The sequence below is a fragment of the Acidovorax sp. 107 genome (assembly GCF_003058055.1).
Classification (GTDB): Bacteria; Pseudomonadota; Gammaproteobacteria; order Burkholderiales; family Burkholderiaceae_C; genus Acidovorax.
Genome location: NZ_QBTZ01000001.1, coordinates 804,817 through 831,445, shown reverse-complemented (window position 1 = coordinate 831,445; position 26,629 = coordinate 804,817). Strand labels below are relative to the sequence as shown.

Below are 26,629 nucleotides of genomic sequence, written 5' to 3'. Positions count from 1 at the left end.
GGCCTTAGCCCCGTGCCTCGCAAAGCCCACGCAAACGGACGGAAGCCCAGCCGCCAGGGGCCGTGGACCCGCCAATAAAAAAGCGGCCCCGAAGGGCCGCTTTGTGCACATGCACCGCCGAGCGGAGGCAATCAGGCAGCGACGCCCTTGGCCACGTCCGCGTACTCTTCGATCTGGTCGAAGTTCAGGTACTTGTAGATCGAGGCGCCATCCTTGTTCACGATGCCCATGGCTTCGTGGTATTCGGCCACCGTGGGGATCTTGCCCAGCTTGGACGCAATGGCGGCCAGCTCGGCCGAAGCCAGGAACACGTTGGTGTTCTTGCCCAGGCGGTTGGGGAAGTTGCGGGTGGAGGTGGACACCACGGTAGCGCCTTCGCGCACCTGGGCCTGGTTACCCATGCACAGCGAGCAACCGGGCATTTCGGTGCGAGCGCCAGCGGCGCCAAAGTTGGCGTAGTGGCCTTCCTTGATCAGCTCGCTCTCATCCATCTTGGTGGGCGGGGCCACCCACAGCTTGACGGGGATGTCACGGCTGCCGCCGAGCAGCTTGGCGGCTGCGCGGAAGTGGCCGATGTTGGTCATGCAAGAACCGATGAAGGCTTCATCGATCTTGGTGCCAGCCACATCCGACAGGGTCTTGGCGTCATCAGGGTCGTTCGGGCAGCACAGGATGGGTTCCTTGATGTCGGCCAGATCGATTTCGATGACGGCTGCGTATTCGGCATCCTTGTCGGCTTCGAGCAGGTTGGGGTTAGCCAGCCAGGCCTCCACCTTCTCGATGCGGCGTTGCAGCGTGCGTGCATCAGCGTAGCCGTCGGCGATCATGTTCTTCATCAGCACCACGTTGCTGGTGAGGTACTCCTTGATCGGAGCGGGGTTGAGCTTGATGGTGCAACCGGCGGCGGAGCGCTCTGCAGACGCGTCCGACAGCTCAAATGCTTGCTCGACCTTCAGGTCTGGCAGGCCTTCGATTTCCAGAATGCGGCCGGAGAAGACGTTCTTCTTGCCAGCCTTGGCCACGGTCAGCAGACCGGCCTTGATCGCATACAGCGGGATGGCATGCACCAAATCGCGCAGTGTCACGCCGGGCTGCATTTCGCCCTTGAAGCGCACCAGCACCGACTCGGGCATGTCCAAGGGCATCACACCGGTAGCGGCACCGAAGGCCACCAGGCCAGAACCTGCGGGGAACGAAATGCCGATGGGGAAGCGGGTGTGCGAGTCGCCGCCCGTACCCACGGTGTCAGGCAGCAACAGACGGTTGAGCCAGCTGTGGATCACACCGTCGCCAGGACGCAGCGCCACGCCGCCACGGTTGCTGATGAACGCGGGCAGTTCGCGGTGGGTCTTCACATCCACAGGCTTGGGGTAAGCGGCGGTGTGGCAGAACGATTGCATGACCAGGTCGGCCGAGAAGCCCAGGCAGGCCAGGTCCTTCAGCTCGTCGCGAGTCATGGGGCCGGTGGTGTCTTGCGAGCCCACGGTGGTCATCTTGGGTTCGCAGTACGTGCCGGGGCGCACGCCTTGGCCTTCGGGCAGACCGACGGCACGGCCCACCATTTTCTGCGCCAGCGTGAAGCCTGCGGTGGTTGCCACAGGCGCGGTTGGCAGGCGGAACAGTGTGGAAACGGGCAGGCTCAGGAATTCGCGAGCCTTGGCGGTCAGCGAGCGGCCGATGATGAGGTTGATACGGCCGCCGGCGCGCACTTCGTCAAACAACACGTCGCTCTTGAGCTTGAACTCAACCACGGTCTCGCCGTTTTTCACGATCTTGCCGTCATAAGGCAGGATGTCGACCACGTCGCCCATTTCGAGCTTGGACACATCGACTTCAATCGGCAGCGAGCCGGAATCTTCTTGCGTGTTGAAGAAGATGGGAGCAATTTTGCCGCCCAGCGTCACGCCACCGAAGCGCTTGTTGGGCACAAACGGAATGTCCTGGCCCGTGGCCCAGATCACGCTGTTGGTGGCCGACTTGCGGCTGGAGCCTGTGCCCACCACGTCGCCCACGTAGGCCACGAGGTGGCCCTTCTTCTTCAGGTCTTCGATGAACTGCATCGGGCCGCGCTTGCCGTCTTCTTCAGGCTTGAACGCCGCGCCTTCGCGGGTGTTCTTGAGCATGGCCAGGTAGTGCAGCGGAATGTCGGGGCGGCTCCAGGCATCGGGCGCGGGCGACAGGTCGTCGGTGTTGGTCTCACCAGGCACCTTGAACACGGTGACGGTGATCTTCTTTTCGACTTCGGGGCGGGTGGTGAACCACTCGGCATCGGCCCAGCTCTTGATGACTTCCTGGGCCTTGGCATTGCCCGCCTTGGCTTTGGTCGCGACATCGTTGAAGAAGTCGAACATCAGCAGCGTCTTCTTCAGGCCTTCAGCAGCCACGCCCGCCACTTCGGCATCGTCCAGCAACTCGATCAGCGGGTGCACGTTGTAGCCACCCACCATGGTGCCCAGCAGCTCCGTGGCCTTGGCCTTGGAGATCAGGCCTACCTTGATGTCGCCGTGCGCCACGGCGGCCAGGAAGCTCGCCTTGACCTTGGCGGCATCGTCCACGCCCGGGGGCACGCGGTGCGTCAACAGGTCCAGCAGAAAGGCATCTTCACCCGCAGGTGGGCTCTTGATCAGTTCGATCAGTTCGGCAACCTGCTTGGCTTCCAAAGGCAGCGGGGGGATGCCCAGAGCTGCGCGCTCGGCGACGTGTTCACGGTAGGCTTTCAACATGTTTCTCTCCAGTTGCGTTCTAAAGTGGGGCTGCATGCCTGGCTGCAACGGCCTCGGAAGCCATCACGCCGGCACACACAGGGTTTTGATTTTTTTCGGGGTCGCTGACGACGGATTACTTGGCAACAGGCAAGGGATCCAAAACGCTCACGGGAGGGTTCTTCTTGATGGCCTCGGCCACCACCACCTGCTCAGGACTCATGCACTCGTCCGCCAGTCGCTGTCCCGCACGCTGATTCATCAGCATGGACTTGTTGGCGATCTGCAGCCAGACGGCACCGCCCTTCTGGTCTTCCAGGCGCACGGTGCCAGTCGAAGTGGCGACGGGCGACATGTAGTACTTGAAGCCCTTGCCTTCCACATGAAAGTGACCGGGCGTGGCCGTATCGGCGGTCACCGTGACAAAAGCGCCCAGCTCGCAGGGCATGCGCCCCACATGCACGCGCTCGGCAATCGCCAGTTCGGCAGGGGACAGCGCTGCCTCGGCAGCAATGATGCCGGCGGCCACCTGGTTGGTGGCGCTCTTGAGCTGTGTGCGGCTGCTGGTAGGTTCAGACTTAGCGACGGCGTGGCTCTTGGCCGACGCCTTGGCCGGAGCCTTCGCCGCAGTTTTGGCTTCTGCCGGCTTGGCTGCCGATTTGACGGCAGGCTTGGCTGCGGGCTTGGCAGCCGCTTTGGTTTCGGACGGGGCCGCTGGCTGGGCCGAGGTTTGCGCCAGAGCAAAGGCCGGAGCCAGCAGCATGAAGGCGGAGGCGATGACGAATTTCATGGGAGTCCTGCGTGGAAATAGTCGGGAGGGTTCACGATGGAACGAAAGCAGATGCATCAAACCAATGACGCACCGCCAAGGGTAGCGCGCGCCCCGTACTATGAGCGCGCTCCAGAATCTGCCAATAAAAGCGGTAGCTGGCACGGTCATGCAGCACCCCATCCACACTGATGGGGGCCCAATCAGCCAAGTCGGCCGCCGCAATGATGCGTGACGCGGTATCAATATCGTCCTGCTGCGGCGCAAAGGCCAGCAGGATGGTGCGGATCTGTGCAGGATGAATGCTCCACATCCGCGTGTAGCCCAGTTCGCGGGATGCACGGCTCGCAGCGCCCTGCAAGGCGGGCAGGTCCGCAAATTCGGTGACCACGCAGTGTGAGGGCACCTTGCCGTGCGCATGGCAGGCGGAGGCGATTTCCAGCTTGGCGCGCACCACCAGCGGGTGCGTGAACTGGCCAGCGGAGGTCATGGCCTGCGCAGGAATGGCACCACCATGGGCCGACACAAAGTCCATGAGACCAAAGCTCAGGCTCTGCACGCGGGGGTGGGCGGCAATTTCAAACGCGCGCTGCACGGCAGCGGGGGATTCGATCAGCACATGCAGCGGCACATGCGCCGCCGACGCGCGCTCCAGTGCACGCTCAGCCAGCAACACGTCGTCCACCGACTCGACCTTGGGTACCATCAGGTGGCACAGCCGGTGCCCGGCTTCGCCCGCGATGGTGGCGACATCATTGGCAAACGCGGCGTGGTCCACTGCATGCACACGGGCCGCAACGCGGGCCGCCGGGGCGGCAGTGGCCGCCAGGCGCGCCACCAGTGCAGCGTGCGCGGACTCCAGCCCCACGGGCGCGCCGTCTTCGCAATCGAGGGTGACATCAAAGACGCAGGTGCCAAACTCCTGCGTCATCTGGGCCTGCAACTGCAGGCTTTTGCGCATGCGCGCTTCCACGCCGCTGTAGTGGTCGCAAACCGGCAGAAACCCGGTCTGCGCCTGGGCGCCGAGCAGCACATCGCGCGGATGGACGGACGCAGCGCCCTGCCCCGGCAGGGGAGCTTGGACGGCCCGAAGGCCCGATGCCACAGGCGTCGGCTGCATTGCGTCGTTCACCAGCGTGCTTACAGCAGGTGCTTGACGCCGTCTTGCTCGCCTTGCAGTTCGGCCAGCGTGATGTTGATGCGCTCTTGCGAGAACGCGTCAATTTCCAGACCCTCAACGATCTTGTACTCGCCGTTTTCGCAGGTCACGGGAAAACCGAACATCGTGTCCTTGGGGATACCGTACTGGCCGTCCGATGGAATACCCATGGTGACCCACTTGCCGTTGGTGCCCAGAGCCCAGTCACGCATGTGGTCGATGGCGGCGTTGGCAGCCGATGCGGCCGACGACAGGCCACGGGCTTCGATGATGGCCGCGCCGCGCTTGCCCACGGTGGGCAGGAAGGTGTTGGCGTTCCATTCCTGGTCGTTGATCATCTTGGCGACGCTTTCGCCCTTGATGGTGGCAAAGCGGTAGTCGGCGTACATCGTGGGCGAATGGTTGCCCCACACGGTCAGCTTCTCGATGTCGGCCACGGCCTTGCCAGTCTTGGCAGCAATCTGGCTGGCAGCACGGTTGTGGTCCAGGCGCAGCATGGCAGTGAAGTTCTTGCGTGGCAGGTCAGGGGCCGACTTCATGGCGATGTAGGCGTTGGTGTTGGCGGGGTTGCCCACAACCAGCACCTTCACGTCGCGCGACGCCACGGCATTCAGGGCCTTGCCTTGCGCCGTGAAGATGGCGCCGTTGACGGCCAACAGCTCGGCGCGTTCCATGCCAGGGCCACGGGGACGCGAGCCGACCAACAGGGCGTAGTCGGCATCCTTGAAGGCGGTCATGGGGTCGCTGTGCGCGGTCATCTCGACCAGCAGGGGGAACGCGCAGTCGTCCAGCTCCATCATCACGCCCTTGAGCGCTTTCTGCGGACCTTCGACGGGGACTTCGAGCAGTTGCAGGATGACCGGCTGGTCCTTGCCCAGCATTTCGCCGGAGGCGATACGGAACAGCAGTGCGTAACCGATTTGACCAGCGGCGCCGGTGACAGCTACGCGAACGGGCTTCTTGCTCATGGTGAAAACTCCAGGAAGTGAGGAAAACAGGTGTGAGTGCAACGCAAGCACCAGCGCCTGTCACCAGTAGCCCGTGCCCCGCAAAACAGCATTGGAGTTTACCCCCGATTGGCCCCCTGGGTCAATTTGTCTTATGTCTTATATAAGATATGATTGCACCCTGTTCGCCGTTCGATTGTCATGTGGCAACCGCACTGCCACGCCACCACACAAGCACAGCCTACAGATCCCACGCCATGTCATCGCTTCCGTTCGCAGCAGACAACCCCGCCGCCCCCCAAAGCACGGCGGGAGTCGTCACGCCAGCGTTCAGTCCGCTGTACCAGCAGATCAAGGGACTGATCCTGCAGAGCCTGCAGCAGGGCGAATGGAAGCCTGGCGAGGCCATCCCCAGCGAGATGGAGTTGGCCGCACGCTTTCGCGTGAGCCAGGGCACGGTGCGCAAAGCCATTGACGAACTGGCGGCCGAAAACCTGGTGATGCGCCGGCAAGGCAAAGGCACCTTTGTGGCCACCCATGCCGAGCAGCATGTGCAGTACCGCTTTCTGAAGCTGCTGCCGGACACCGGCGACGCCCGGGTGGAGGGCCCTGCCCAACGCCGCGTGATCGACTGCCGCCGTGTGCGCGCCAGCGCCGACGTAGCCCGGGCACTCGCGCTGCGCAGCGGCGACGCCGTGATGCAGGCTAAGCGCATCCTGTCGTTTGCGGGGGTACCCACCATCCTGGAAGACATCTGGCTGCCCGGGCAGGCCTTCAAGGGCCTCACGGCCGAACAGCTCGCCAACTACCAGGGTCCGACGTACGCGATGTTCGAACTGGATTTTGGCGTGCGCATGGTTCGCGCCGAAGAAAAAATCCGCGCCGTGCTCCCCGACGAAGAACAGGCCCAGCTGCTGCAGATCACCTCGGCCACTCCGCTTCTGAGCGTCGAGCGGATTGCCTACACCTACAACGACGTTCCCATGGAGTTACGTCGGGGGCTGTACCTCACGGACACCCACCACTACCGTAATGAATTGAGCTGACAACAGACTGGCAACTGAGTATTCCCGTCGAAAATTCCTACGAGATCAAAACCCTCATTGTTGCGTTGCAATAGAATTTTGCGTTCTTTGCATCTTCAAATTACAAAGCAGTTACATCCACGAAAGCACACAACATGACAGAACTCGCCAAAAAACGGCCTGAATTCCGCAACATCAATGCCTTCAAGGACCTGACCACCTACCGCATGACACCTGCAGCGTGGGTTTCGATCCTGCACCGCGGCAGCGGGCTGATCATGTTCCTGCTGCTGCCTTTCATCATCTGGATGTTCGATACCTCGGTGTCGTCTGAAATCTCGTTCGCCAAGTTCACGGCTGCCTTCAGCATCGGCATCGGCTTCGTGCCCGGCTGGTTCATCAAGCTGGTGGCACTGGCGCTGATCTGGTCGTACTTGCACCACTTCACCGCCGGCCTGCGTCACCTGTGGATGGATGTGAGCCACAGCGCCGTCAATAAGGAATTCGGCAAGACCTCGGCCTTGGCCGTGCTTGCGATCAGCATTCCGCTGGCACTGGTGCTGGGCGCCAAGCTCTTCGGCCTGTACTGATCAACCCATCAACGGCGGGCGCTGCCGGACAGCGCCTGCCAAAGAACGAGAGGAAATTTCCATGTCCGTCAATTACGGTTCCAAGCGCGTCGTCGTCGGCGCCCACTATGGCCTGCGCGACTGGCTCAGCCAGCGCGTCACGGCAGTCCTGATGGCCCTGTTCACCCTGGCCTTGCTGGCCCAGGTGATCTTCTCCAAAGGCCCCATTGGCTACGACAAATGGGCTGGCATCTTTTCGGCACAGTGGATGAAGGTGCTGACCTTCTCCGTAATCGTCTCGATTGCCTGGCACGCGTGGATCGGTCTGCGTGAAGTCCTGATGGACTACATCAAGCCTGTGGGCCTGCGCCTGGCACTGCAAGTGTTCAGCATCGTCTGGCTGGTCAGCTGCGCTGGCTGGGGTATCCAGGTTCTGTGGCGTCTCTGATTGATCCCCGCGACTGAAGGCAAAAAACAATGAGCTACACCAAAGCTAACATCACCAAGCGCAAGTTCGACGTCGTCATCGTCGGCGCCGGCGGCTCCGGCATGCGTGCCGCCCTCGAACTCTCCCGCGCAGGCCTGAACGTGGCCTCGCTGTCCAAGGTGTTCCCCACCCGCTCGCACACCGTGGCAGCGCAGGGCGGCGTGAGCGCATCGCTGGGCAACATGTCCGAGGACAACTGGCACTACCACTTCTACGACACCATCAAGGGCTCCGACTGGCTGGGCGACCAGGACGCCATCGAGTTCATGTGCCGCGAGGCACCGAATGTGGTGTACGAGCTGGAACACTTCGGCATGCCGTTCGACCGCAACCCCGACGGCACCATCTACCAGCGCCCCTTCGGCGGCCACACTGCCAACTACGGCGAAAAGCCGGTGCAACGCGCCTGCGCCGCCGCTGACCGTACCGGCCACGCCATGCTGCACACGCTGTACCAGCAGAACGTGAAGGCCAAGACGAACTTCTTCGTCGAGTGGATGGCCCTGGACCTGATCCGCGACGCCGATGGCGACGTGGTGGGCGTGACCGCGCTGGAAATGGAAACCGGCGACCTGTACATCCTGGAAGCCAAAACCGTGCTGCTGGCCACCGGTGGCGCTGGCCGCATCTTTGCTGCATCGACCAACGCCTTCATCAACACCGGCGACGGCCTGGGCATGGCCGCACGTGCCGGCATCCCGCTGCAGGACATGGAGTTCTGGCAGTTCCACCCCACCGGCGTGGCCGGCGCGGGCGTGCTGCTGACCGAAGGCTGCCGCGGCGAAGGCGCGATCCTGCTCAACAGCAACGGCGAACGCTTCATGGAGCGCTATGCGCCCACGCTGAAGGACCTGGCACCCCGCGATTTCGTGTCCCGCTCGATGGACCAGGAAATCAAGGAAGGCCGTGGCTGCGGCCCCAACAAGGACTACGTGCTGCTCAAGCTCGACCACCTGGGTGCCGACACGATCCACAAGCGCCTGCCCTCGGTGTACGAGATCGGCGTCAACTTCGCCAACGTGGACATCACCAAGGAGCCAATCCCCGTGGTGCCCACCATCCACTACCAGATGGGTGGCGTGCCTACCAACATCAACGGCCAGGTCGTCACCCATGACGGCACCGGCAACAAGGTCGTCAATGGCCTGTATGCCGTGGGCGAATGCTCCTGCGTGAGCGTGCACGGCGCGAACCGCCTGGGCACCAACTCTCTGCTGGACCTGCTGGTGTTCGGCAAGGCCGCTGGGCGCCACATCGTCGAGTTCAACAACAAGAACAAGGAGCACAAGCCCCTGCCAGCCGATGCGGCCGACCGCACGCTGGAGCGCCTGAACCAGCTCGACCAATCCACCAGCGGCATCTACTCGCAGGCTCTGGCGGGCGACATCCGCGCCACCATGCAGCAGCACGCAGGCGTGTTCCGCACGCAGGTCAGCATGGATGAAGGCGTCAAGAAGATCGCCGAACTGCGCAGCCGCGTGGCGGGCATCACGCTGCAGGACAAGTCCAAGGTGTTCAACACCGCACGCATCGAAGCGCTGGAAGTGGACAACCTGATCGAAGTGGCCCAGGCCACGATGGTGTCGGCCGCCGCCCGCAAGGAATGCCGTGGCGCGCACACCGTGTACGACTACGAGCAGCCTGCCGACCACCCCACGGCACCGCTGGGCCGCAACGATGCCGAGTGGATGAAACACACCCTCTGGCACAGCGCCGACAACAGCCTGACCTACAAGCCAGTGAACCTCAAGCCCCTGACGGTGGACAGCGTTCCTCCCAAGGTCCGGACGTTCTAAACAGTAGCCCCACGAGAGCAGAACCATGCAAAAGCGCACATTCCAAATCTACCGCTACGATCCGGACAAGGACGCAAAGCCCTACATGCAGACCATCGAGATCGAACTCGACGGTCACGAGCGCATGCTGCTGGACGCCCTGGTCAAGCTCAAGGAACAAGACCCCACGCTGTCGTTCCGCCGCTCCTGCCGCGAAGGCGTGTGTGGCTCTGACGCCATGAACATCAACGGCAAGAACGGCCTGGCCTGTTTGACGAACATGAACACGCTCAAGGGCGTGATCACGCTCAAGCCCCTGCCCGGCCTGCCGGTGATCCGCGACCTGATCGTGGACATGACCCAGTTCTTCAAGCAGTACAACTCGATCAAGCCCTACCTGATCAACGAAGGCCTGCTGCCCGAGAAGGAACGCCTGCAAAGCCCCGAAGAGCGCGACGAGCTCAACGGCCTGTACGAGTGCATTCTGTGCGCCAGCTGCTCCACCAGCTGCCCCAGCTTCTGGTGGAACCCCGACAAGTTCGTGGGCCCCGCCGGCTTGCTGCAGGCCTACCGCTTCATCGCCGACAGCCGTGACGACGCAACGGGCGAGCGCCTCGACAACCTCGAAGACCCGTACCGCCTGTTCCGCTGCCACACCATCATGAACTGCGTGGACGTGTGCCCCAAGGGCCTGAACCCCACCAAGGCCATCGGCAAGATCAAGGAACTGATGGTGCGCCGCGCCATCTGACCTGGATCACCCAAGTTGCAGGCCATGGAATCCCCGTCCACCACCGCCATCACGCCAGAAGCGGCATCGCAGCTGCTGGATGGGCGTGAATTGAGCAAGCTGCACTGGCGCTGCCGGCGCGGCTTGCTGGAGAACGATCTGTTCATCGAACAGTTCTTCACCCGCTACGAATCGACGCTGACCCAGCGCCATGCGCAGGGCATGCGTGTGCTGATGGACCTGGCGGACAACGACCTCCTGGACCTGCTGCTGCGACGGCGCGAGCCCGCAGGCGAGCAAGACACGGAAGAAGCGCGCGAAGTGCTTGGCATGCTGCGACAAGGCAGCGGTGCCATGGCACTGCACGCCTGACACGGCGGCCCAGCCCCAAGACCGGATCAACATCGGCAACCTACCCAAGGAAAGTAACAATGAAGCTAGCTGACAACAAAGCCACCCTGTCGTTCAGTAACGGCAGCCCCAGCGTGGACCTGCCGGTCTATCAGGGCAGCATCGGCCCGGACGTCATCGACATCCGCAAGCTGTATGCGCAGACGGGCATGTTCACCTATGACCCGGGCTTCCTGTCCACAGCAGCCACCCAGTCGGCCATCACCTACATCGATGGCGACAAGGGCGAGTTGCTGTACCGCGGCTACCCCATTGAGCAGTTGGCCGAAAACTGCGATTTCCTGGAAACCTGCCACCTGCTGCTGTACGGCGATCTGCCCAACGCAGCACAAAAGACCGACTTCACCAGCCGCGTGACCAACCACACCATGGTCAACGAGCAGATGCAGTTCTTCCTGCGTGGCTTCCGCCGCGACGCGCACCCCATGGCCGTTCTGACCGGTCTGGTGGGCGCCCTGTCGGCCTTCTACCACGACAGCACGGACATCAACAATCCGCAGCACCGCGAGATCGCCGCGATCCGCCTGATCGCCAAGATGCCCACGCTGGTCGCCATGGCCTACAAGTACGGCATGGGCCAGCCGTACATGTACCCGCAGAACCACCTGAGCTACGCCGGCAACTTCCTGCGCATGATGTTCGGCACGCCCTGCGAAGAGTACAAGGTCAACCCCGTGCTGGAACGCGCGCTGGACCGCATCTTCATCCTGCACGCTGACCACGAACAAAACGCTTCGACCTCCACCGTACGCCTGTGCGGTTCGTCGGGCACCAACCCGTTTGCGGCGATCGCCGCTGGCGTGGCCTGCCTGTGGGGCCCTGCCCACGGCGGCGCCAACGAAGCTGCCCTGAACATGCTGTACGACATCCAGGCCCAAGGCGGCGTGGAAAAGATCGGCGACTTCATCAAGCAGGTCAAGGACAAGAACTCCGGCGTCAAGCTCATGGGCTTTGGCCACCGCGTGTACAAGAACTACGACCCCCGCGCCAAGCTCATGCAAGAGACTTGCAACGAAGTGCTGGCCGAGCTGGGTCTGGAAAACGACCCGCTGTTCAAGCTGGCCAAGGAACTGGAAAAGATCGCCCTGGAAGACGACTACTTCGTGCAGCGCAAGCTCTACCCGAACGTGGACTTCTACTCCGGCATCGTGCAGCGCGCCATCGGCATCCCGGTGAACTTGTTCACCGGCATCTTCAGCCTGGCCCGCACCGTGGGCTGGATCGCCCAGCTGAACGAAATGATCGGCGACCCCGAGTACAAGATCGGCCGCCCACGCCAACTGTTCACCGGCTCCGTGCGCCGCGACGTGCCTCCCCTGGCCAGCCGCTGATCGGTGCGGCGCACTGCGCCGACCGCTCGCAACCATCAAGCCCGCAGGCACTGCCTGCGGGCTTTTTTGTTGCTTCACGCGTGCGCTTCAGCGACCGCCGCGGAGTCGGGGGCATGCTCCCGAACCTGCGCCCGCGCGTAGCGCCCAGGCGGCATGCCCACATGGCGGGTGAACGCCACGCCAAAGGTGTTGACGGAGCTGTAGCCCGTGCGCTCTGCAATCTCTGCCATGCCGCAATCCTCCCGCCGCAGCAGGTCTTTCGCCAACGCCATGCGCCAGGTCAGCAGGTATTCCATGGGCGCCACACCCAGCACGCGGCTGAAGCGTTCAAAGAAGGCGGAGCGTGACAACGCCGCCTCCCTGGCCAGCTGCGCAACCGTCCAGGGCTGCGCAGGGCTGGCGTGCATGCTGCGCAATGCCGCCGCCAGCCGCTCGTCCGCCAGCCCCCGCGCAAGGCCTGCTGAGGCCGCCGTCCCGGCCGTCGAGCGCAACGCCTCGACCAGCAGCACTTCGAGCAGGCGGGCGAGCACCACATCGCGGGCGGGGCGGTTTGCCCGGCATTCCTCAGCCACCAGCTGCACCAGGGTCGCCAGGCGGCTGTCTCCGCGCACGTACACCAGCTGGGGCAGCAGCGTCACCAGCAGGTCCGCGTCGGGTGCGCCAAACACGCAGTAGCCGACCAGGTACCGCACCTCCGGCGCCGCCGGGGTGCTGCCCAGGCGGAATTCGCCGTCCGGCAAGACCACCGGCACCGCCTCTGGCTGGTCCGGCCCAGGGGGCGGCAGGCTGGACATGGCGAAGCCTTGGGTGGAAGGGATGAGAACGAAATCCCCCGCGTGCAGCGCCACAGGCTTGTGCCCTTGCGCTTCCAGCTGGCATGCACCGTCAAGGATGGCGCAGTAGAACGTACGCCCAGGCTCGCTGCGGCGCACACGCCATAGCCCTGCGGCGGTGACGACCTTGGAGAAAGGCGCGCCCGGCTGCAGCAGGGCCACCACATCGGCAAAGGGGTCGGACATCTGGACTTTCAGAACATATTTTGCGACTTTTCAGTGTATCCAGTCCTGTCGCTCCGGCCTATCGTTGGGGCACCTCAACCACTGATTGGAATCCCCATGAAAACCGTCCTCATCACCGGCTGCTCCTCCGGTTTCGGCCTCGAAACCGCCCGCCACTTCCTGGACCAAGGCTGGAACGTGGTCGCCACCATGCGCACGCCGCAGCCACAACTGCTTCCGACCAGCGAGCGCCTGCGCATCGTGGCGCTGGACGTGACCCGCGAGGACAGCATCCGCGACGCCATCGCTGCGGCCGGCCCCATCGACGTGCTGGTCAACAACGCCGGGATCGGGCTGCTGAATGCGCTGGAGGGCACACCGATGGCGACCGTGCGGGACGTGTTCGAGACCAACACGCTCGGCACCATCGCGATGACGCAGGCGGTGCTGCCGCAGTTCCGGCAGCGGCGCTCCGGGGTGATCGTGAATGTGACGTCGAGCGTGACGCTGGAGCCGTTACCGCTGCTGTCTGTGTACAGGGCGAGCAAGGCGGCAGTCAACGCGTTCACCGAATCGCTGGCGCTGGAGCTGGAGTCCTTCAACGTGCAGGCACGTCTGGTCCTCCCGGGGCGCGCACCGCAAACCCGCTTTGGGGAGAACGCCCGCCCGCGGATGGGCTCGGTTCCTGAGAGTTACGACGCCGTAGCCCAGCGTGTCTTCGCGGGGTGGGCGCAATCCCATGCGCTGGTCACCCATGCTGCCGACGTGGCGCAGGCGGTGTGGCGCGCCGCCACCGATCCGTCGTGCCCGCTCCGGCTGCCCGCGGGCGCCGACGCGGAAGCCCAGGCTGCGGCACTACACGGCCGCAGCGCGGCGTAAACCCCGGGGGCGAGGGGCAAAGGCGAACGGCAGCACATACTACCCCCTAGTAAAAGTATCTTTTGCACTCATAGCGCTTATCTATCAAGCGCTTAAGATTTATACTACCGCCCAGTATCTCGTTCCATACGCCCCTCCCGCCACCCCTGGCCGTGACGGGCGCCGCCCCCATGCCCCATTCCGCCGAAGACAAGCAACGCGCCATCACCCGCCTGCGCCGCATCCGTGGCCAGGCGGAAGCGCTGGAGCGCGCCGTGGAGGCGGGCAGCGACTGCGCCCCCATCCTGCAGCAGCTGGCGGCCATGCGCGGCGCCGTGCACGGGCTGATGGCCGATCTGCTGGACAGCCATGTGCGTGAGACGCTGATGGCCCAGCCCTCCGCAGCGCCTCAGGCGCTGGACGAGACACTCACGCTGCTTCGTTCGTACCTGAAGTAGCCTTCGCCCCCGTTCCCATCCCAGTCCCCACCGCCCACCCAAGGAGCCACCCCATGAAATCCCGCGCCGCCGTCGCCTTCAAAGCCGGAGAACCCCTGCAGATCGTCGAGATCGACGTGGCCCCGCCCAAGAAGGGCGAAGTGCTCATCAAGATCACCGACACCGGCGTGTGCCACACCGACGCCTTCACCCTGAGCGGTGACGACCCCGAAGGCCTGTTCCCCGTGGTGCTGGGCCACGAAGGCGCGGGCATCGTGGTGGAAGTGGGCGAGGGCGTGACCAGCGTGAAGCCCGGCGACCATGTGATCCCGCTCTACACCGCCGAATGCGGCGAATGCCTGTTCTGCAAGAGCGGCAAGACCAACCTGTGCGTGAGCGTGCGCGCCACGCAGGGCAAGGGTGTGATGCCCGATGGCACCACGCGCTTCAGCTACAACGGCCAGCCCATCTACCACTACATGGGCTGCAGCACCTTCAGCGAATACACCGTGGTAGCCGAGGTGTCGCTCGCCAAGGTCAACCCCAACGCCAACCCCGAGCAGGTGTGCCTGCTGGGCTGCGGCGTGACCACGGGCCTGGGCGCCGTCAAGAACACCGCTAAAGTGCAAGAGGGCGACACCGTGGCCGTGTTCGGCCTGGGCGGCATTGGCCTGGCCGTGATCCAGGGCGCCAAGCTGGCCAAGGCCGGGCGCATCATCGCCATAGACACCAACCCCTCCAAGTTCGACCTGGCCCGCACCTTTGGCGCGACCGACTGCGTGAATCCCAAGGACTTCGACAAGCCGATCCAGCAGGTCATCGTGGAGATGACGACCTGGGGCGTGGACCACAGCTTTGAGTGCATCGGCAACGTGAACGTGATGCGCGCTGCGCTCGAATGCGCGCACCGGGGCTGGGGCCAGTCGGTCATCATCGGCGTGGCAGGCGCGGGGCAAGAGATCAGCACCCGCCCCTTCCAGCTCGTCACCGGCCGCAAGTGGCTGGGCACGGCGTTTGGCGGAGTCAAAGGCCGCAGCGAGTTGCCCGGCATGGTCGAAGACGCGATGGCCGGCAAGATCCAGCTTGCGCCCTTCGTCACCCACACCATGGGCCTGAAGGACATCAACGAAGCGTTTGACCTCATGCACGAAGGCAAGTCGATCCGCTCGGTCGTCAAGTACGCCGCGTAACCCGGCTACTCGCCAGCGCCCACCCCCCCAGAGACAACCGGGCACTCTGGGTGCTGGCCCCAGCGGGCCATGAAAAACGGCTTGGAGCCGTCTTTTAGGGTCCCTACAAGCGAAAACTGCCTCAAGCGCTACGATTTATTGCCTGAGCAGCTATCAATTCAAGAGCAATCACCATGACCACTCCCCTGGACCTGCTCAGCAGCCACGCCTGCTTTGGCGGCGAGCAGCGCTTTTACCAGCACGCCTCCACCACCATCGGCCTGCCGATGAAGTTCTCGGTGTACCTGCCGCCCCAGGCACAACAGGGCCCAGTGCCCGCGGTGTTGTACCTGGCGGGCCTGACCTGCACCGAAGAGACCTTTGCGATCAAGGCCGGCGCCCAGCGCCTGGCCGCCGAGCTGGGCCTGGCCCTGATCGCACCCGACACCAGCCCGCGCGGCGAGGCCGTGTCGGCCCTGCCCGGCGCCACGGCCAGCTGGGACTTTGGCGTGGGCGCAGGCTTTTACCTCGACGCAACGCAGAGCCCCTGGAACACCCACTGGCGCATGGAGAGCTACCTGCTGCAAGAGCTGCTGCCCCTGGTGGGCCAGCACCTGCCCATCGACGCGCAGCGCTTGGGCATCTTCGGCCACAGCATGGGCGGCCACGGTGCGCTCACACTCGCCCTGCGCCACCCTGGCCGGTTCAAGACGGTGTCGGCCTTTGCGCCCATCTGCGCGCCCACCCAGTGCCCCTGGGGCGAAAAGGCCTTCACCGGCTACCTGGGCCCCGACCGCACCACTTGGCTGGAGCACGACGCCACGGTACTGATGCAGCACCAGCCCATCGCACCCTACCCGGCGGGCATCCTCATCGACCAGGGGCTGGACGACAAATTCCTGGCCGACCAGCTGCACCCCCACCTGTTCGAGGCCGCGTGCCAGGCCATCGGCCAGCCGCTGACGCTGCGCCGGCACGCGGGGTACGACCACGGCTACTACTTTGTGCAGAGCTTTGTGGGCGACCATTTGGCCCACCATGCGCGGGGTCTTGGCGCCGGACATTAATGCGCACTTAAGCAACTGGCAGCACACTAGGGGGTTATGCTTTTGTCCCTGCGGCGCCTGCTGCCCTTTGCCTCGGCTTCACGTTCGGAGCCTCCGTCTGCCCCCACCCCACCCCGCCCCATGCACCCCGCCTGGGTGGTGGTGCTGGTCAGCACCTGGCTGGCCACAGCCTGCAACGTGCCGCTGTGGCAAGAAGTGGCCCAGTTGCCCGGTCAGGGCAGCCTGCGCGGCTGGGGCTTTGCGCTGGCTTTTGCGCTCATCGTCGCAGCGGGCAACGCGGCGCTGCTGAGCCTGCTGGCCTGGCGCTGGACGCTCAAGCCCGCCGTGCTGGTGCTGGTGCTGATGGCCGCGTTTGGTGCCTACTTCATGCTGGCCTACGGCATCGCGATCGACGCCAGCATGCTGGTCAACGTGATGCAGACCGACGTGAAAGAAGCTGGCGACCTGCTCAACCTGCGCATGCTGGGCACAGTGCTCATCCTGGCTGCGCCGCCGTTGCTGTGGCTGTACCGCCGCCCCGTGCAGCGCCTCACGGCCCTGCGCCATGTGGCGCACAACGGGCTGCTGCTGGTGGGCTCCATCGCCGTCATCGTGGTGTGCCTGCTGCTGGTGTTCCAGGACTTTGCCTCGACCATGCGCAACCACACCAAGCTGCGCTACCTGATCAACCCGCTCAACAGCGTGTACGCGCTGGGCAACATTGCCACCAAGCCTTTGCGCATGGACACCAGCAAGATCCTGCCCCTGGGCCGGGATGCCCAGCTGGGCGCCAGCTACGCCGGCCAGGCCAAGCCCCCTCTGCTGGTGCTGGTGCTGGGCGAGACAGGCCGCAGCGGCAACTTTGGCCTGAACGGCTATGAGCGCGACACCACGCCCCGCCTGTCGGCCCGCAAGGACCTGGTGAGTGCCCGCAACGCCTGGTCCTGCGGCACCAGCACCGCCGCGTCGGTGCCCTGCATGTATTCGCACCTGGGCCGCACGGGCTACGAGGGCCGATCGGCCAACTACGAAAGCCTGATCGACGTGCTGCACCATGCCGGCCTAGCCGTGCTGTGGGTGGACAACCAGTCGGGCTGCAAGGGTGTGTGCGACCGCGTCGGCGAGACCATCACCAGCACCCAGAAGGACCCCGCACTGTGCGCAGGCGGCGAGTGCCTGGACCGCGTGATGCTCAAGGACCTGGACGCCCAGATCGCCGCCCTGCCCGCTGAGCAGCGCCAGCGCGGCACCGTGGTGGTCATGCACCAGATGGGCAGCCACGGCCCCGCGTACTACAAGCGCTCCGCGCCCGAGAACAAGAAGTTCGGCCCCGAGTGCACCTCCACCGCGCTGCAGGAATGCCAGCGCGAGCAGGTGGTCAACGCCTACGACAACAGCATCGTCGAGACCGACCATTTCCTCGATTCAGTGCTCCAGTGGCTGGGAGCGCAGGAACAACATGCCCAGACAGCTATGATTTACGTAGCAGACCATGGTGAGTCGCTGGGTGAGAACAACATCTACCTGCACGGCCTGCCCTACTCCATTGCGCCCGACGTGCAAAAACACGTGCCCTGGATCACCTGGCTGTCACCCGCCATGCAGGCCCGTACCCACCTCACCACGGGCTGCCTGCAGCGAGACCTGGGCGAGCGACGCATCACGCACGACCACTACTTCCACTCGGTGCTGGGCCTGATGGATGTGAAGACCGAGGCGTACAACACCGAGCTGGACATGTTTGGCGCGTGCCGCAAGCCGGCCGCAGCGGGCTGAGGCGGGCCTAAAGCTGGGGACTGGGCGCTACGCCCTGCCCGCTCAGCGCGCCTCGGGCAGCAACAGGATCTTGCCAATGCTGGCGCCAGACTCCATGCGCCGATGGGCCTGTGCGGCATCGGCCAGTGCAAACGTGCTGTCGATCACCGGCCGGATCACCCCGGTGGCCAGGGCTGGCAGCCACTGCTGGGCAAACCGCTGGACCATGGCCTGTTTTACCTCGGGCGGGCGGGACTTCATCACGGTGCCAAGGATCTGCAGGTGGCGGTACAGCACCACATCCATAGGCAGCTCCGCACCCTGCGCACCACCCAGTAGCCCCACCGACACCAGACGCCCGCCGTCAGCCAGCGACCGCACGTTGCGCTGCAGGTACGGAGCCCCGATGAAGTCGATCACCACATCCACGCCCCGGCCCTGCGTGGCCTGCGCCACCACCGCCTGAAAGTCTTCGCTGCGGTAGTCGATGAACACATCGGCCCCGCAGCCCAGCACAGCGCCGCGCTTGTCGCCGCCGGCCGTGGCGAATACGCGCGCTCCCGCCGCATGGGCCAGTTGCACGGCGGCTGAGCCCACGCCGCCCGCTGCGGCATGGATCAGCACCGACTCGCCCGCGCGCAGGCGCGCCAGGTGGAACAGCGCCTCATGCGCCGTCACGAACACCTCGGCCACGGCGCCAGCGGCCACCAAGTCCATGCCCGCAGGCACCGGCATGGCCATGCGGTGGTCGATGCGCGACAGCTCGGCGTACGCCCCGCCGCCCACGATGCCCGTCACGCGGTCGCCCACGGCAAAGCCTTGCACCTCGGGCCCCATGGCGACCACCGTGCCCGCAATCTCCAGCCCCATGGTGTCAGCATCGCCGAAGTAGGCGCGACCATAGGCCCCTTTGCGGTGCAGCAGGTCGGCCCGGTTGACGCCGATGGCGGCGTTGCGCACCAGCAGGTCGTGCGGGCGCACCTCGGGGACAGGGATCTCGCGCGCCACCAGCACCTCGGGGCCGCCAAAGTCATCGAACACGATGGCTTGCATGGTGCGTGGGGTGGTTGCGGGCTGTTCGGTCACAGGCAGTGCGGTCATGGGTGTGGACATGGGGGTTGCTCCTCAGGCATGGCTTTCAATGCCTTCAAGGATAGGGCTGTGCGCAGTGCTTTAAACGCAGCAATTTCGCTCTACAGCGATGCAAATTTGCATCACACTCGGCTTTCATCCGCAACCTCGGCACGACCATGAACTGGGACGACACCCGCATCTTTCTCGCCCTGACGCGAGCGCCCTCCTTGCGCGCCGCCGCGCGCAGCCTGGGCGTGGACCAGGCCACCGTGGGGCGGCGGCTGAATGCGCTGGAGGCCGAGCTGGGCGCCAAGCTCTTCCTGCGCGCCAAGGACGGCTACCTGCTCACCGCCGCGGGCGAGACAGCGCTGGCCGCCGCCCGCCGCATGGAAAGCGCTGCCCTGGACCTGCGCACCCGCATCGAGGGCCAGGACACCAGCCCCGGCGGCCTAGTGCGCGTGACCAGCACCGACTCGATCGCCATCGACCTGCTCATGCCCGCCATTGAGCGCCTGCAACAGCACTGGCCCCACATTCGCGTGGACCTGGAGGTGTCCACCCAGTTGCTCAGCCTCAGCCGCCGCCAGGTGGACATCGCGTTCCGCAACGTGCGGCCCGAGGCCCCCGACCTGGTGGTGCGCCGCGTGGCATCGTGGCCCGTGGGCCTGTTCGCCAGCGCGGGCTATGTCGAGCGTTTTGGCATGCCCGTACCCGAGGACGAGCTGCGCGGCCACCACCTGGTGGCCTACGCCCCCTACCTGGAGCACAACGCGTTTCTCACCATGGCGGGCGTGCCTGCGCGCCAGGCACGAATCGCGCTGGCCGTGCGCTCCAGCCTGCTGGTGCGCAAGGGTGTGGCGGCGGGCATTGGCCTGGGTGAAATGCCGGTGTGGATGGGGGCGCGCGAAGGCCTGGTGCGCATCTGGCCCGAGCGCCGCCGGGCAACCGACTACGAGGTCTGGCAGGTGATGCACCCCGACCTGCAACGCACCGCCCGGGTGCGCGCCACAGCAGAGTTTCTGTCGGAGGCGTTCCAGATCGGGTAGGCGCCACACGCCATCAGCAAATGGAGCCCGGTGCGCCCGGGCAGACCCTCCGCCCCGGGGCCAAGCAGCCCCAGCGGCTGCCGCAACCCATGCCCCATACTCTGGCGCACATCTTTGCCACTGCAACGCACCATGTCACACACCATTCACCACCAGGAGCAGGACGCCAAAGGCTCGTTCTACATCGCGCACGACGGCCAACGCCTGGCCGAGATGACCTACAGCCGCACCAACGCCACGATGATCATCGTGGACCATACCGAGGTGGACCCATCGCTCAGCGGCCAGGGTGTGGGACGTGCGCTGCTGGACGCGCTGGTGCAATGGGCCAGAGCCACGGGCACCAAGGTAGTCCCGCTGTGCCCGTTTGCCAAGGCGCAGTTCGACAAGGACGCCTCTTTGCGGGACGTGCTGGTGTAAACCGGCCCACTGACAGCGGTGCCCGCCAAGGGCGGTCCATCGCTGGTCACTGCTGGTCATGGCAACGAACTCCATTGGCCATGGATGGGCGGCGCAACCCGTGCGTATCGGTGGTGGAGTGACTCCAGCCCTGACTGCCCGCAGCCGCTGAAGACGCCAGGCGACTTCAGGTAGAAAATTCCGCCATGAATCAAAGCGTCATTTACGCCCTGGGCGCAGCGGTGCTCTTTGGCGCAAGCACCCCTTTTGCCAAGCTCCTGACGGGCGACCTGCCACCGGTGCTGCTGGCAGGCCTTCTGTATCTGGGCAGCGGCCTCGGGCTGGCCCTGGTGCGTGTGGTCCGCGATGGCGGGCTCAAACCCTCTGGCGTTCCCTTGAATGAGTGGCCCTGGCTCCTGGGCGCCGTGCTGTTTGGAGGCGTGATGGGGCCTGTGGCGCTGATGTTTGGACTGCACTCCACCAGCGGCGCCACGGCTTCGCTGCTGTTGAATCTGGAAGCAGTGCTGACCGCAGTCATTGCCTGGTGGGTGTTCAAAGAAAACGCCGACCGGCGCATCGTGGGGGGCATGGTTGCCATCGTGGCGGGAGGCATTGCATTGGGCTGGCAGACCGACTCTTCGTGGCCACCCAGCGGCACGGGCTCTTGGCTGGTGGGCCTTGCCTGCTTGTGCTGGGCCATCGACAACAACCTCACACGCAAGGTTTCTGCCTCCGACGCGCTCTTTGTTGCCGGTATCAAGGGCCTGATTGCGGGGTCGGTCAACACCGCGCTGGCTATCAGCATGGGCGCTGCCTGGCCCTCATGGGCCACACTGTCTGCAACGATGGCTGTGGGCCTGTTGGGATACGGCATCAGCCTTGCGCTGTTTGTGCTGGCATTGCGCGGGCTCGGCACAGCCCGCACGGGAGCCTACTTCTCTACCGCGACCTTCATGGGGGTGGTTGTGTCCTTGTTGGTGTTCTCGGAGCCAACGTCATGGGTGTTTTGGATGGCCGCTGCGCTGATGGGCCTGGGGGTGTGGTTGCACCTCACGGAGCACCACAGCCATGAGCACCAGCACGAAGCGCTGGAACACGAGCACGAACACGAACATGACGAGCACCACCAGCACGCGCATGGCGTTGAGCATCGCGGCAGCGGCAAACACAGCCACCGCCACACACACCAACCCCTGAAGCACACGCACCCACACTACCCGGACATTCACCACCGGCATGTCCATTGAGACCGAACACCGGCTTGTGGCGGCGCCGTCCCTTTGCTGGCAGCACGGCATTTGGCGTTAAGTGCCCCCACAGTCATCACCAAGGGCCCCTCCGTCGGCGAGCCCGCAGGGTGCGCAATTACCGCAATGCCATCCAGCCCTCCACCTCTCCCACCAGATGCGCCCGGAACACCTCGGCAATGGGTGACAGCTGCTTGCCCTTGGGCCAAACCAGGTGCCACTGCGACTGGATGGGAAAGCCCTGCACGTTGAGCACGGCAAGCCCCTCGTGGTGCGGCCCCAGGGCGTGGTGGGAGACGATGGAGACGCCCAGCTGGCCCTCCACCGACTCCTTGATGGCTTCGTTGCTGCCCAGCTCCAGCAATGCGCTGGGCGCAAAGCCCAGTTGGCGCAGGTGGGCGTCAGTGGCCATGCGGGTGCCGGAGCCTTTTTCGCGCAGGATGAAACGCTCCGTCTGCAATTGCGCGAGCTTGATGCGTTTTTTGGCGGCCAGGGGGTGGCCGGCGGGGGCGATGACAACCAGCGGGTTGGGCATGAGGATCTGGTCCTCCAGCGGCAAATCCGCAGGCGGCATGGACATGACGTAGAGGTCGTCCAGGTTGCTGCGCAGGCGGGAAATGACGTGGTCGCGGTTGAGGACCTCCAGCGAGATATCGATCTGCGGGTGCAGCTTGCAGAAGCTGCCCAGCAGGCGGGGCACAAAGTATTTGGCGGTGCTGACCACGGCGACCTTGAGGCGCCCGCTGGTGAGGCCCTTGGCGCCCGACACGCGCTGCTCGAACGCATCCCACTCGCCCGCAATGGCACGCGCAGTGCGGGCCAGGGCCTGTCCCGCCTCGGTCAGGTGTACACGGCGTGAGACCACCTCGTACAGCGGCAGGCCCACGGCCTGGGTCACCTCACGCAACTGCATGGAGGCCGTGGGCTGCGTGACATGCATGACCTTGGCAGCGGCGCTGACGCTGCCCGTCTCGGCCAGCGCCAGGAACAGCCGCAACTGGCGAAAGGTGATGTTCATAGATTTTTATCTATAGATAACCGCATTCAAATCGATTTTACTTTGCACCCGCACACCCCTAGCATCGGCCCCCAACAAGGAGTTGATGATGCAAAGCTTGCTGGACCCTGCGATTTTGTTTTTTGCCCTGGGAGTGTTTGCGGGCCTGGTCCGATCCAACTTGGAGATGCCGGCGGCGATCTCGAAGTTCTTGTCCATCTACCTGCTAATGGCGCTAGGCCTGAAAGGCGGGTTTGCATTAGCGGCCTCGGGCCTGACACCCAGTGTGGCCAGCAGTCTGGGGCTGGCGGTGCTGTTGGCCGTGGTGGTGCCGCTGGTGGGCTATGCGCTGCTGCGGCGTGTGCTGTCGGGCTTTAACGCAGCAGCGGTCGCAGCCACCTACGGATCGGTCAGCGCCGTGACCTTTGTGACGGCCACACAGTACCTGGAGTCACAGCACATTGCCTACGGCGGCTACATGGCGGCAGCCATGGCGCTGATGGAGTCGCCCGCCATCATCCTGGCGGTGATGCTGGCCAATGCGATGCGGCAGCGGCAGTCGGTGGCTCAGTCGTTGGAAGTCAACGCCTCAAGCCCCCTCCTGCGCGTGCAACCGGTGGTCACCATGGCGTCGGCAGGGGGCCCAGCACTGGCTGGCGGCAGCGCAGGCGGCGCACCTGGCAAGCCAGGGACTCACCTGTCGGTGGGCAAGATCCTGCACGAGTCGTTCACCGACGGCACCCAGTTGCTGCTGCTGGGCGCCATGGTAATCGGCATGGTGACTGGCGATGCCGGCAAGGCGGCCATGCAACCGTTCTCGGGCGACCTGTTCAAGGGCATGCTGTGCCTGTTCTTGCTGGACATGGGCTTGTCCACCGCGCGCAACCTGCCTGCGGTGCGCAAGCAGTCACCCTGGCTGCTGGCCTACGCGGTGCTGGGGCCGCTGACGCACGCCTGCCTGGCCCTGGCGCTGGCCTGGCTGCTGCAGGTGCCCACGGGGGATGCAGTGCTGCTCATGGTGTTGGCCGCCAGCGCGTCGTACATCGCGGTGCCTGCGGTGGTGCGCTATGCCATCCCCGAAGCCGACCCGTCGCTGTACGTGAGCCTCTCGCTGGGGGTGACGTTTCCGCTGAACATCCTGGTGGGCATTCCGCTGTACACGCAGGTGGTGCAGCGGGTGTGGGGGGGCTGACGAGGCAACGCATTGCGGCCTGCGGCGGGCAGTCCACAGTGCACATAGAAAGGCACGGGATCTAGAAGAGGCTGTCCTGCCCCTTCAGCAGCCCCGGCCTGAACTGCCCCAGGTCCAGCCCCTCACGCTCGCGGTTGAGACCCAGGCGGCGGCAGGTGTTGGCAAAGCGCTGGCGCAGCAGGTCGGCCCACAGCCCGCTGCCCTTCATGCGGGTCACAAAGTCGCTGTCATAGGCCTTGCCCGCGGCGCGTTGGGCTTCGGTGAGGTGGTGCAGGTCTTGCACCCGCGCCATGACGCGCGTCGCGCGCTGGGGGTAGTGCACCGTGAGCCATTCGCGAAACAACGCATCCAGCTCCCACGGCAGCCGCAGCACGGTGTAGAACGCGGTGCGCGCTCCAGCGTCGCGCGCGGCCTCCAGCACGTGTTCCATGTCTTCGGTGATGAAGGGTATCTGGGGCGCCACGCTCACGCCCACCGGCACTCCTGCCTCAGCCAGGGCACGGATGGTGCGCAGCCGCCGGTGGGGCGCAGCAGCACGGGGCTCCATGCGCCGGGCCAGCGTGGCGTCGAGTGTGGTGATGGTGACGTACACCGCTGCCAGGCGCTGTGCGGCCAGCGGGGCGAGCAAATCGAGATCGCGCTCCACACCGCTGGATTTTGTGATCAGCGAGAACGGGTGCCGGGCCTCGCGCATCACCTCGATCACGCTGCGCGTGAGCTTCAGGTCACGCTCCACGGGCTGGTAGCAGTCGGTGGCCGAGCCGATATTGAGCAGGCGCGGTACATAGCGCGGCTGCGCAAGCTCTTGACGCAGCACCTGCGCAATATTGTGCTTGGCCACGATCTGCGTCTCAAAGTCGAGCCCGGGTGAAAAATTGAGGTAGCTGTGCGTGGGTCGGGCGTAGCAGTAGATGCAGCCGTGCTCGCAGCCCCGGTAGGGATTGACCGAAAGCTCGAAGAAGATGTCCGGCGAGTCATTGGCACACAAGGCGCTGCGCGCGGTCTCAAAATGCACCCGGGTGGCGGGTGAGGGGCTGGAGCGACTGTCCCCGTCACCCCCATCCCATCCATCGCTCCATCCATCACCACCCCCAGCCACCGCGCCGTTCAGCGCACCCGCTTGCTCCGCGCCGCCATGCTCCAGGCCCAGCGCCTCGCCAAGGGGCCGCAGAGGGCCCCACCCATCGTCCGCCCGTTCGCGCTGGTCTTTGGCAAAACGGTGCGCCATGGCCGTGGCCGCACCCCGCCCCCGAATGGCTTGCAGCGGGATGCGGATCTCCTGCGGCGGTGCAGGCAGGTCGTCGTCGGGGACGGGGGATGGGCTCATGGCGAGCAACAAATGGGTTGAGATCGGTTGATGATACTGTTTATTTATAAGGGGTATCTGCTTAGCTCCAGTAGCTCCGTTGATACTGTGATTTCATCCAGCAATGGTATCCGATTGCCTCTCCCCGGTATTCTTGCTCACGACATCCCCATACGTCACTGGCGGCGTGACCACCGCTTGCTGCAGCAAGCGGTAAAACAGCATCCCGCGCGAGCTGGATGTGCGCCGGTTGAAGCGGAACACGAATTCATCGAGGTAGGCATCCAGGTGCTCTGGCTGCACAGAACCGTGGTGCGTTCCCAGCACCCAGCGCTGTACCAGCGAGGCGACCCGGTGCACTCCCGCCATGCAGACATGGGCAGGTACGCCCGAGCCGAGCATGACGGTGCGCTGGTGGGTGTAACCCAGCTCTCCCAGAGCGCGGTATGCCGCCGAACCATCCGTGCGGACCTGGGCTCCGGGCTCGACCACTTCCTGCACAAAGGGGATGACGTGGGTGGCGGAGTCTCGGTCGATGCGGCGCAACCGGATGCGCCCGAACCCCTTGGGCTCCACGATCTCCACCGCCATGACCATCAACACTTTGGTGGTGCTGCTCTTGCGCCCTGCAAGGGTGGCGGGATTTTTGCGATCCGTAATGGACAGGTACGTTTCATCCACCTCCACAAGCCCCTTGAGCTTGTCCCGGCCCGGGCGAACCATGGCGCGTCGGAACCGGTGCAGCATGGTCCAGGCCGTCTGGTAACTCCCCAAGCCCAATACGCGCTGCAGCCCCAGGGCGCTCACGCCTTGTTTCTGATTGGTCAGGTACCAAGCTGCAGCCAGCCAGACACGCAGCGGTGTGCGCGTCTTGTCAAAGATGGTCCCAGAGGTCACTGTGCCTTGATACTGGCATGAGCGGCACATCAGGCGAGTGCGGCTGGCGCGGTACACATCACCAGCGTTGCCGCAACGCGGGCAGACGAAGCCTTGGGGCCAGCGAAGCTTCTCCAGGAACGCCTGGCAGGCCTCTTCGGTGGCAAACCAGTCAAGAAATTCGTTCCAGGTGCGAGGGTAGTCCTGTCCAGGAGTTGGCGTTAGCATCTGGGTTTCCATCCAGCTATTCTGATGCCACTGGAGCTAAATAGATACCCCTTTTATTTATACAGTATTTATCAACCACCGGCAAACCCATGGGTG

General features: G+C 64.6%; 25 protein-coding genes. 16 read left to right on the top strand and 9 right to left on the bottom strand.

Translation table 11 applies throughout. The features are described from left to right. Positions 1-131: 131 nt before the first annotated feature. The 4 genes from acnB to C8C99_RS03870 form a co-directional block, all read right to left on the bottom strand. A complete protein-coding gene (gene acnB / locus C8C99_RS03885) occupies positions 132-2,723 on the bottom strand; it encodes a bifunctional aconitate hydratase 2/2-methylisocitrate dehydratase (protein ID WP_108625010.1) in 2,592 nt (863 codons plus the stop codon). A 115-nt stretch (positions 2,724-2,838) separates the two neighbouring features. Further along, positions 2,839-3,492 (bottom strand): hypothetical protein, encoded by a 654-nt coding sequence (locus C8C99_RS03880; RefSeq protein ID WP_056642479.1) that lies wholly within the window; start codon positions 3,490-3,492, stop codon positions 2,839-2,841. Positions 3,493-3,523: 31 nt separating this feature from the next. Beyond that, positions 3,524-4,591, bottom strand: a complete 1,068-nt coding sequence (locus C8C99_RS03875) for a CoA ester lyase (protein WP_233247155.1) — start codon at positions 4,589-4,591, stop codon at positions 3,524-3,526. Between the two features lie 20 nt (positions 4,592-4,611). Next, positions 4,612-5,598 (bottom strand): malate dehydrogenase, encoded by a 987-nt coding sequence (locus C8C99_RS03870; protein ID WP_056642482.1) that lies wholly within the window; start codon positions 5,596-5,598, stop codon positions 4,612-4,614. 236 nt (positions 5,599-5,834) lie between these two features. On the opposite strand from C8C99_RS03870, the gene C8C99_RS03865 reads away from it, so the two are divergent. From C8C99_RS03865 to C8C99_RS03835, 7 genes are all read left to right on the top strand, one after another. Continuing rightward, on the top strand, positions 5,835-6,623 hold the full coding sequence (locus C8C99_RS03865) for a GntR family transcriptional regulator (protein WP_056642485.1): 789 nt from the start codon (positions 5,835-5,837) through the stop codon (positions 6,621-6,623). Positions 6,624-6,757: 134 nt separating this feature from the next. Next, positions 6,758-7,192 carry a succinate dehydrogenase, cytochrome b556 subunit gene (sdhC, locus tag C8C99_RS03860; protein WP_056642487.1) on the top strand — a complete coding sequence of 145 codons (435 nt, stop codon included), beginning with the start codon at positions 6,758-6,760 and terminating at the stop codon, positions 7,190-7,192. Positions 7,193-7,253: 61 nt separating this feature from the next. Beyond that, positions 7,254-7,619: a succinate dehydrogenase, hydrophobic membrane anchor protein gene (gene sdhD / locus C8C99_RS03855; protein WP_056642490.1), complete on the top strand. Its 366-nt coding sequence runs from the start codon at positions 7,254-7,256 to the stop codon at positions 7,617-7,619. A 29-nt stretch (positions 7,620-7,648) separates the two neighbouring features. Further along, complete coding sequence (gene sdhA / locus C8C99_RS03850; protein ID WP_108625009.1) at positions 7,649-9,454, top strand: succinate dehydrogenase flavoprotein subunit; 1,806 nt, start codon at positions 7,649-7,651, stop codon at positions 9,452-9,454. A 25-nt stretch (positions 9,455-9,479) separates the two neighbouring features. Continuing rightward, the gene (locus tag C8C99_RS03845) at positions 9,480-10,184 is read left to right on the top strand and encodes a succinate dehydrogenase iron-sulfur subunit (protein ID WP_056642496.1); all 705 of its coding nucleotides are present in this window, start codon (positions 9,480-9,482) and stop codon (positions 10,182-10,184) included. A gap of 24 nt (positions 10,185-10,208) precedes the next feature. Further along, positions 10,209-10,535, top strand: a complete 327-nt coding sequence (locus C8C99_RS03840) for a succinate dehydrogenase assembly factor 2 (protein WP_108627030.1) — start codon at positions 10,209-10,211, stop codon at positions 10,533-10,535. Positions 10,536-10,594: 59 nt separating this feature from the next. Beyond that, positions 10,595-11,905, top strand: a complete 1,311-nt coding sequence (locus C8C99_RS03835; protein ID WP_056064903.1) for a citrate synthase — start codon at positions 10,595-10,597, stop codon at positions 11,903-11,905. A 74-nt stretch (positions 11,906-11,979) separates the two neighbouring features. Here the strand turns inward: C8C99_RS03835 and C8C99_RS03830 are convergent, their stop codons facing one another. Next, positions 11,980-12,924, bottom strand: coding sequence for an AraC family transcriptional regulator (locus C8C99_RS03830; protein WP_108625008.1), 945 nt, complete (start codon positions 12,922-12,924; stop codon positions 11,980-11,982). Positions 12,925-13,020: 96 nt separating this feature from the next. Between C8C99_RS03830 and C8C99_RS03825 the strand changes: the two genes are divergently transcribed. The 5 genes from C8C99_RS03825 (at position 13,021) to C8C99_RS03805 (ending at position 18,189) form a co-directional block, all read left to right on the top strand. Continuing rightward, positions 13,021-13,782: an SDR family oxidoreductase gene (locus C8C99_RS03825; RefSeq protein WP_108625007.1), complete on the top strand. Its 762-nt coding sequence runs from the start codon at positions 13,021-13,023 to the stop codon at positions 13,780-13,782. 170 nt (positions 13,783-13,952) lie between these two features. Beyond that, entirely contained in the window at positions 13,953-14,219 is a 267-nt protein-coding gene (locus tag C8C99_RS03820; RefSeq protein ID WP_108627029.1) for a metal/formaldehyde-sensitive transcriptional repressor, read from the top strand. A 53-nt stretch (positions 14,220-14,272) separates the two neighbouring features. Continuing rightward, positions 14,273-15,388: an S-(hydroxymethyl)glutathione dehydrogenase/class III alcohol dehydrogenase gene (locus tag C8C99_RS03815; RefSeq protein WP_015015063.1), complete on the top strand. Its 1,116-nt coding sequence runs from the start codon at positions 14,273-14,275 to the stop codon at positions 15,386-15,388. Between the two features lie 173 nt (positions 15,389-15,561). Then, a complete protein-coding gene (gene fghA, locus C8C99_RS03810) occupies positions 15,562-16,434 on the top strand; it encodes an S-formylglutathione hydrolase (protein WP_108625006.1) in 873 nt (290 codons plus the stop codon). Positions 16,435-16,470: 36 nt separating this feature from the next. After that, entirely contained in the window at positions 16,471-18,189 is a 1,719-nt protein-coding gene (locus C8C99_RS03805) for a phosphoethanolamine transferase (RefSeq protein ID WP_108625005.1), read from the top strand. A gap of 42 nt (positions 18,190-18,231) precedes the next feature. Here C8C99_RS03805 and C8C99_RS03800 read toward each other — a convergent pair whose 3' ends face one another. Beyond that, entirely contained in the window at positions 18,232-19,221 is a 990-nt protein-coding gene (locus C8C99_RS03800) for an NAD(P)H-quinone oxidoreductase (RefSeq protein ID WP_199226491.1), read from the bottom strand. 197 nt (positions 19,222-19,418) lie between these two features. Between C8C99_RS03800 and C8C99_RS03795 the strand changes: the two genes are divergently transcribed. The 3 genes from C8C99_RS03795 (at position 19,419) to C8C99_RS03785 (ending at position 21,934) form a co-directional block, all read left to right on the top strand. Then, positions 19,419-20,288 carry a LysR family transcriptional regulator gene (locus tag C8C99_RS03795; RefSeq protein WP_108625003.1) on the top strand — a complete coding sequence of 290 codons (870 nt, stop codon included), beginning with the start codon at positions 19,419-19,421 and terminating at the stop codon, positions 20,286-20,288. A gap of 132 nt (positions 20,289-20,420) precedes the next feature. Beyond that, the gene (locus C8C99_RS03790; protein ID WP_108625002.1) at positions 20,421-20,708 is read left to right on the top strand and encodes a GNAT family N-acetyltransferase; all 288 of its coding nucleotides are present in this window, start codon (positions 20,421-20,423) and stop codon (positions 20,706-20,708) included. A gap of 185 nt (positions 20,709-20,893) precedes the next feature. After that, positions 20,894-21,934 (top strand): DMT family transporter, encoded by a 1,041-nt coding sequence (locus C8C99_RS03785; RefSeq protein ID WP_108625001.1) that lies wholly within the window; start codon positions 20,894-20,896, stop codon positions 21,932-21,934. A gap of 118 nt (positions 21,935-22,052) precedes the next feature. Here C8C99_RS03785 and C8C99_RS03780 read toward each other — a convergent pair whose 3' ends face one another. Beyond that, on the bottom strand, positions 22,053-22,952 hold the full coding sequence (locus tag C8C99_RS03780) for a LysR family transcriptional regulator (RefSeq protein WP_108625000.1): 900 nt from the start codon (positions 22,950-22,952) through the stop codon (positions 22,053-22,055). An 88-nt stretch (positions 22,953-23,040) separates the two neighbouring features. Between C8C99_RS03780 and C8C99_RS03775 the strand changes: the two genes are divergently transcribed. Next, positions 23,041-24,123 (top strand): sodium-dependent bicarbonate transport family permease, encoded by a 1,083-nt coding sequence (locus C8C99_RS03775; RefSeq protein WP_108624999.1) that lies wholly within the window; start codon positions 23,041-23,043, stop codon positions 24,121-24,123. Positions 24,124-24,184: 61 nt separating this feature from the next. Here C8C99_RS03775 and C8C99_RS03770 read toward each other — a convergent pair whose 3' ends face one another. Together C8C99_RS03770 and C8C99_RS03765 are read right to left on the bottom strand one after the other, a co-directional pair. Next, positions 24,185-25,450, bottom strand: a complete 1,266-nt coding sequence (locus C8C99_RS03770; RefSeq protein ID WP_108624998.1) for a PA0069 family radical SAM protein — start codon at positions 25,448-25,450, stop codon at positions 24,185-24,187. 93 nt (positions 25,451-25,543) lie between these two features. Then, entirely contained in the window at positions 25,544-26,545 is a 1,002-nt protein-coding gene (locus C8C99_RS03765) for an IS1595-like element ISCsp2 family transposase (protein ID WP_108624997.1), read from the bottom strand. Positions 26,546-26,629: the final 84 nt, after the last annotated feature.

What these genes read in the sequence shown, in the direction of transcription:
- acnB (WP_108625010.1), bottom strand. Translation starts at nt 2,723, where the DNA reads ATGTTGAAAGCCTACCGTGAACACGTCGCCGAGCGCGCAGCTCTGGGC.
- C8C99_RS03880 (WP_056642479.1), bottom strand. Translation starts at nt 3,492, where the DNA reads ATGAAATTCGTCATCGCCTCCGCCTTCATGCTGCTGGCTCCGGCCTTT.
- C8C99_RS03875 (WP_233247155.1), bottom strand. Translation starts at nt 4,591, where the DNA reads ATGCAGCCGACGCCTGTGGCATCGGGCCTTCGGGCCGTCCAAGCTCCC.
- C8C99_RS03870 (WP_056642482.1), bottom strand. Translation starts at nt 5,598, where the DNA reads ATGAGCAAGAAGCCCGTTCGCGTAGCTGTCACCGGCGCCGCTGGTCAA.
- C8C99_RS03865 (WP_056642485.1), top strand. Translation starts at nt 5,835, where the DNA reads ATGTCATCGCTTCCGTTCGCAGCAGACAACCCCGCCGCCCCCCAAAGC.
- sdhC (WP_056642487.1), top strand. Translation starts at nt 6,758, where the DNA reads ATGACAGAACTCGCCAAAAAACGGCCTGAATTCCGCAACATCAATGCC.
- sdhD (WP_056642490.1), top strand. Translation starts at nt 7,254, where the DNA reads ATGTCCGTCAATTACGGTTCCAAGCGCGTCGTCGTCGGCGCCCACTAT.
- sdhA (WP_108625009.1), top strand. Translation starts at nt 7,649, where the DNA reads ATGAGCTACACCAAAGCTAACATCACCAAGCGCAAGTTCGACGTCGTC.
- C8C99_RS03845 (WP_056642496.1), top strand. Translation starts at nt 9,480, where the DNA reads ATGCAAAAGCGCACATTCCAAATCTACCGCTACGATCCGGACAAGGAC.
- C8C99_RS03840 (WP_108627030.1), top strand. Translation starts at nt 10,209, where the DNA reads ATGGAATCCCCGTCCACCACCGCCATCACGCCAGAAGCGGCATCGCAG.
- C8C99_RS03835 (WP_056064903.1), top strand. Translation starts at nt 10,595, where the DNA reads ATGAAGCTAGCTGACAACAAAGCCACCCTGTCGTTCAGTAACGGCAGC.
- C8C99_RS03830 (WP_108625008.1), bottom strand. Translation starts at nt 12,924, where the DNA reads ATGTCCGACCCCTTTGCCGATGTGGTGGCCCTGCTGCAGCCGGGCGCG.
- C8C99_RS03825 (WP_108625007.1), top strand. Translation starts at nt 13,021, where the DNA reads ATGAAAACCGTCCTCATCACCGGCTGCTCCTCCGGTTTCGGCCTCGAA.
- C8C99_RS03820 (WP_108627029.1), top strand. Translation starts at nt 13,953, where the DNA reads ATGCCCCATTCCGCCGAAGACAAGCAACGCGCCATCACCCGCCTGCGC.
- C8C99_RS03815 (WP_015015063.1), top strand. Translation starts at nt 14,273, where the DNA reads ATGAAATCCCGCGCCGCCGTCGCCTTCAAAGCCGGAGAACCCCTGCAG.
- fghA (WP_108625006.1), top strand. Translation starts at nt 15,562, where the DNA reads ATGACCACTCCCCTGGACCTGCTCAGCAGCCACGCCTGCTTTGGCGGC.
- C8C99_RS03805 (WP_108625005.1), top strand. Translation starts at nt 16,471, where the DNA reads ATGCTTTTGTCCCTGCGGCGCCTGCTGCCCTTTGCCTCGGCTTCACGT.
- C8C99_RS03800 (WP_199226491.1), bottom strand. Translation starts at nt 19,221, where the DNA reads ATGCAAGCCATCGTGTTCGATGACTTTGGCGGCCCCGAGGTGCTGGTG.
- C8C99_RS03795 (WP_108625003.1), top strand. Translation starts at nt 19,419, where the DNA reads ATGAACTGGGACGACACCCGCATCTTTCTCGCCCTGACGCGAGCGCCC.
- C8C99_RS03790 (WP_108625002.1), top strand. Translation starts at nt 20,421, where the DNA reads ATGTCACACACCATTCACCACCAGGAGCAGGACGCCAAAGGCTCGTTC.
- C8C99_RS03785 (WP_108625001.1), top strand. Translation starts at nt 20,894, where the DNA reads ATGAATCAAAGCGTCATTTACGCCCTGGGCGCAGCGGTGCTCTTTGGC.
- C8C99_RS03780 (WP_108625000.1), bottom strand. Translation starts at nt 22,952, where the DNA reads ATGAACATCACCTTTCGCCAGTTGCGGCTGTTCCTGGCGCTGGCCGAG.
- C8C99_RS03775 (WP_108624999.1), top strand. Translation starts at nt 23,041, where the DNA reads ATGCAAAGCTTGCTGGACCCTGCGATTTTGTTTTTTGCCCTGGGAGTG.
- C8C99_RS03770 (WP_108624998.1), bottom strand. Translation starts at nt 25,450, where the DNA reads ATGAGCCCATCCCCCGTCCCCGACGACGACCTGCCTGCACCGCCGCAG.
- C8C99_RS03765 (WP_108624997.1), bottom strand. Translation starts at nt 26,545, where the DNA reads ATGGAAACCCAGATGCTAACGCCAACTCCTGGACAGGACTACCCTCGC.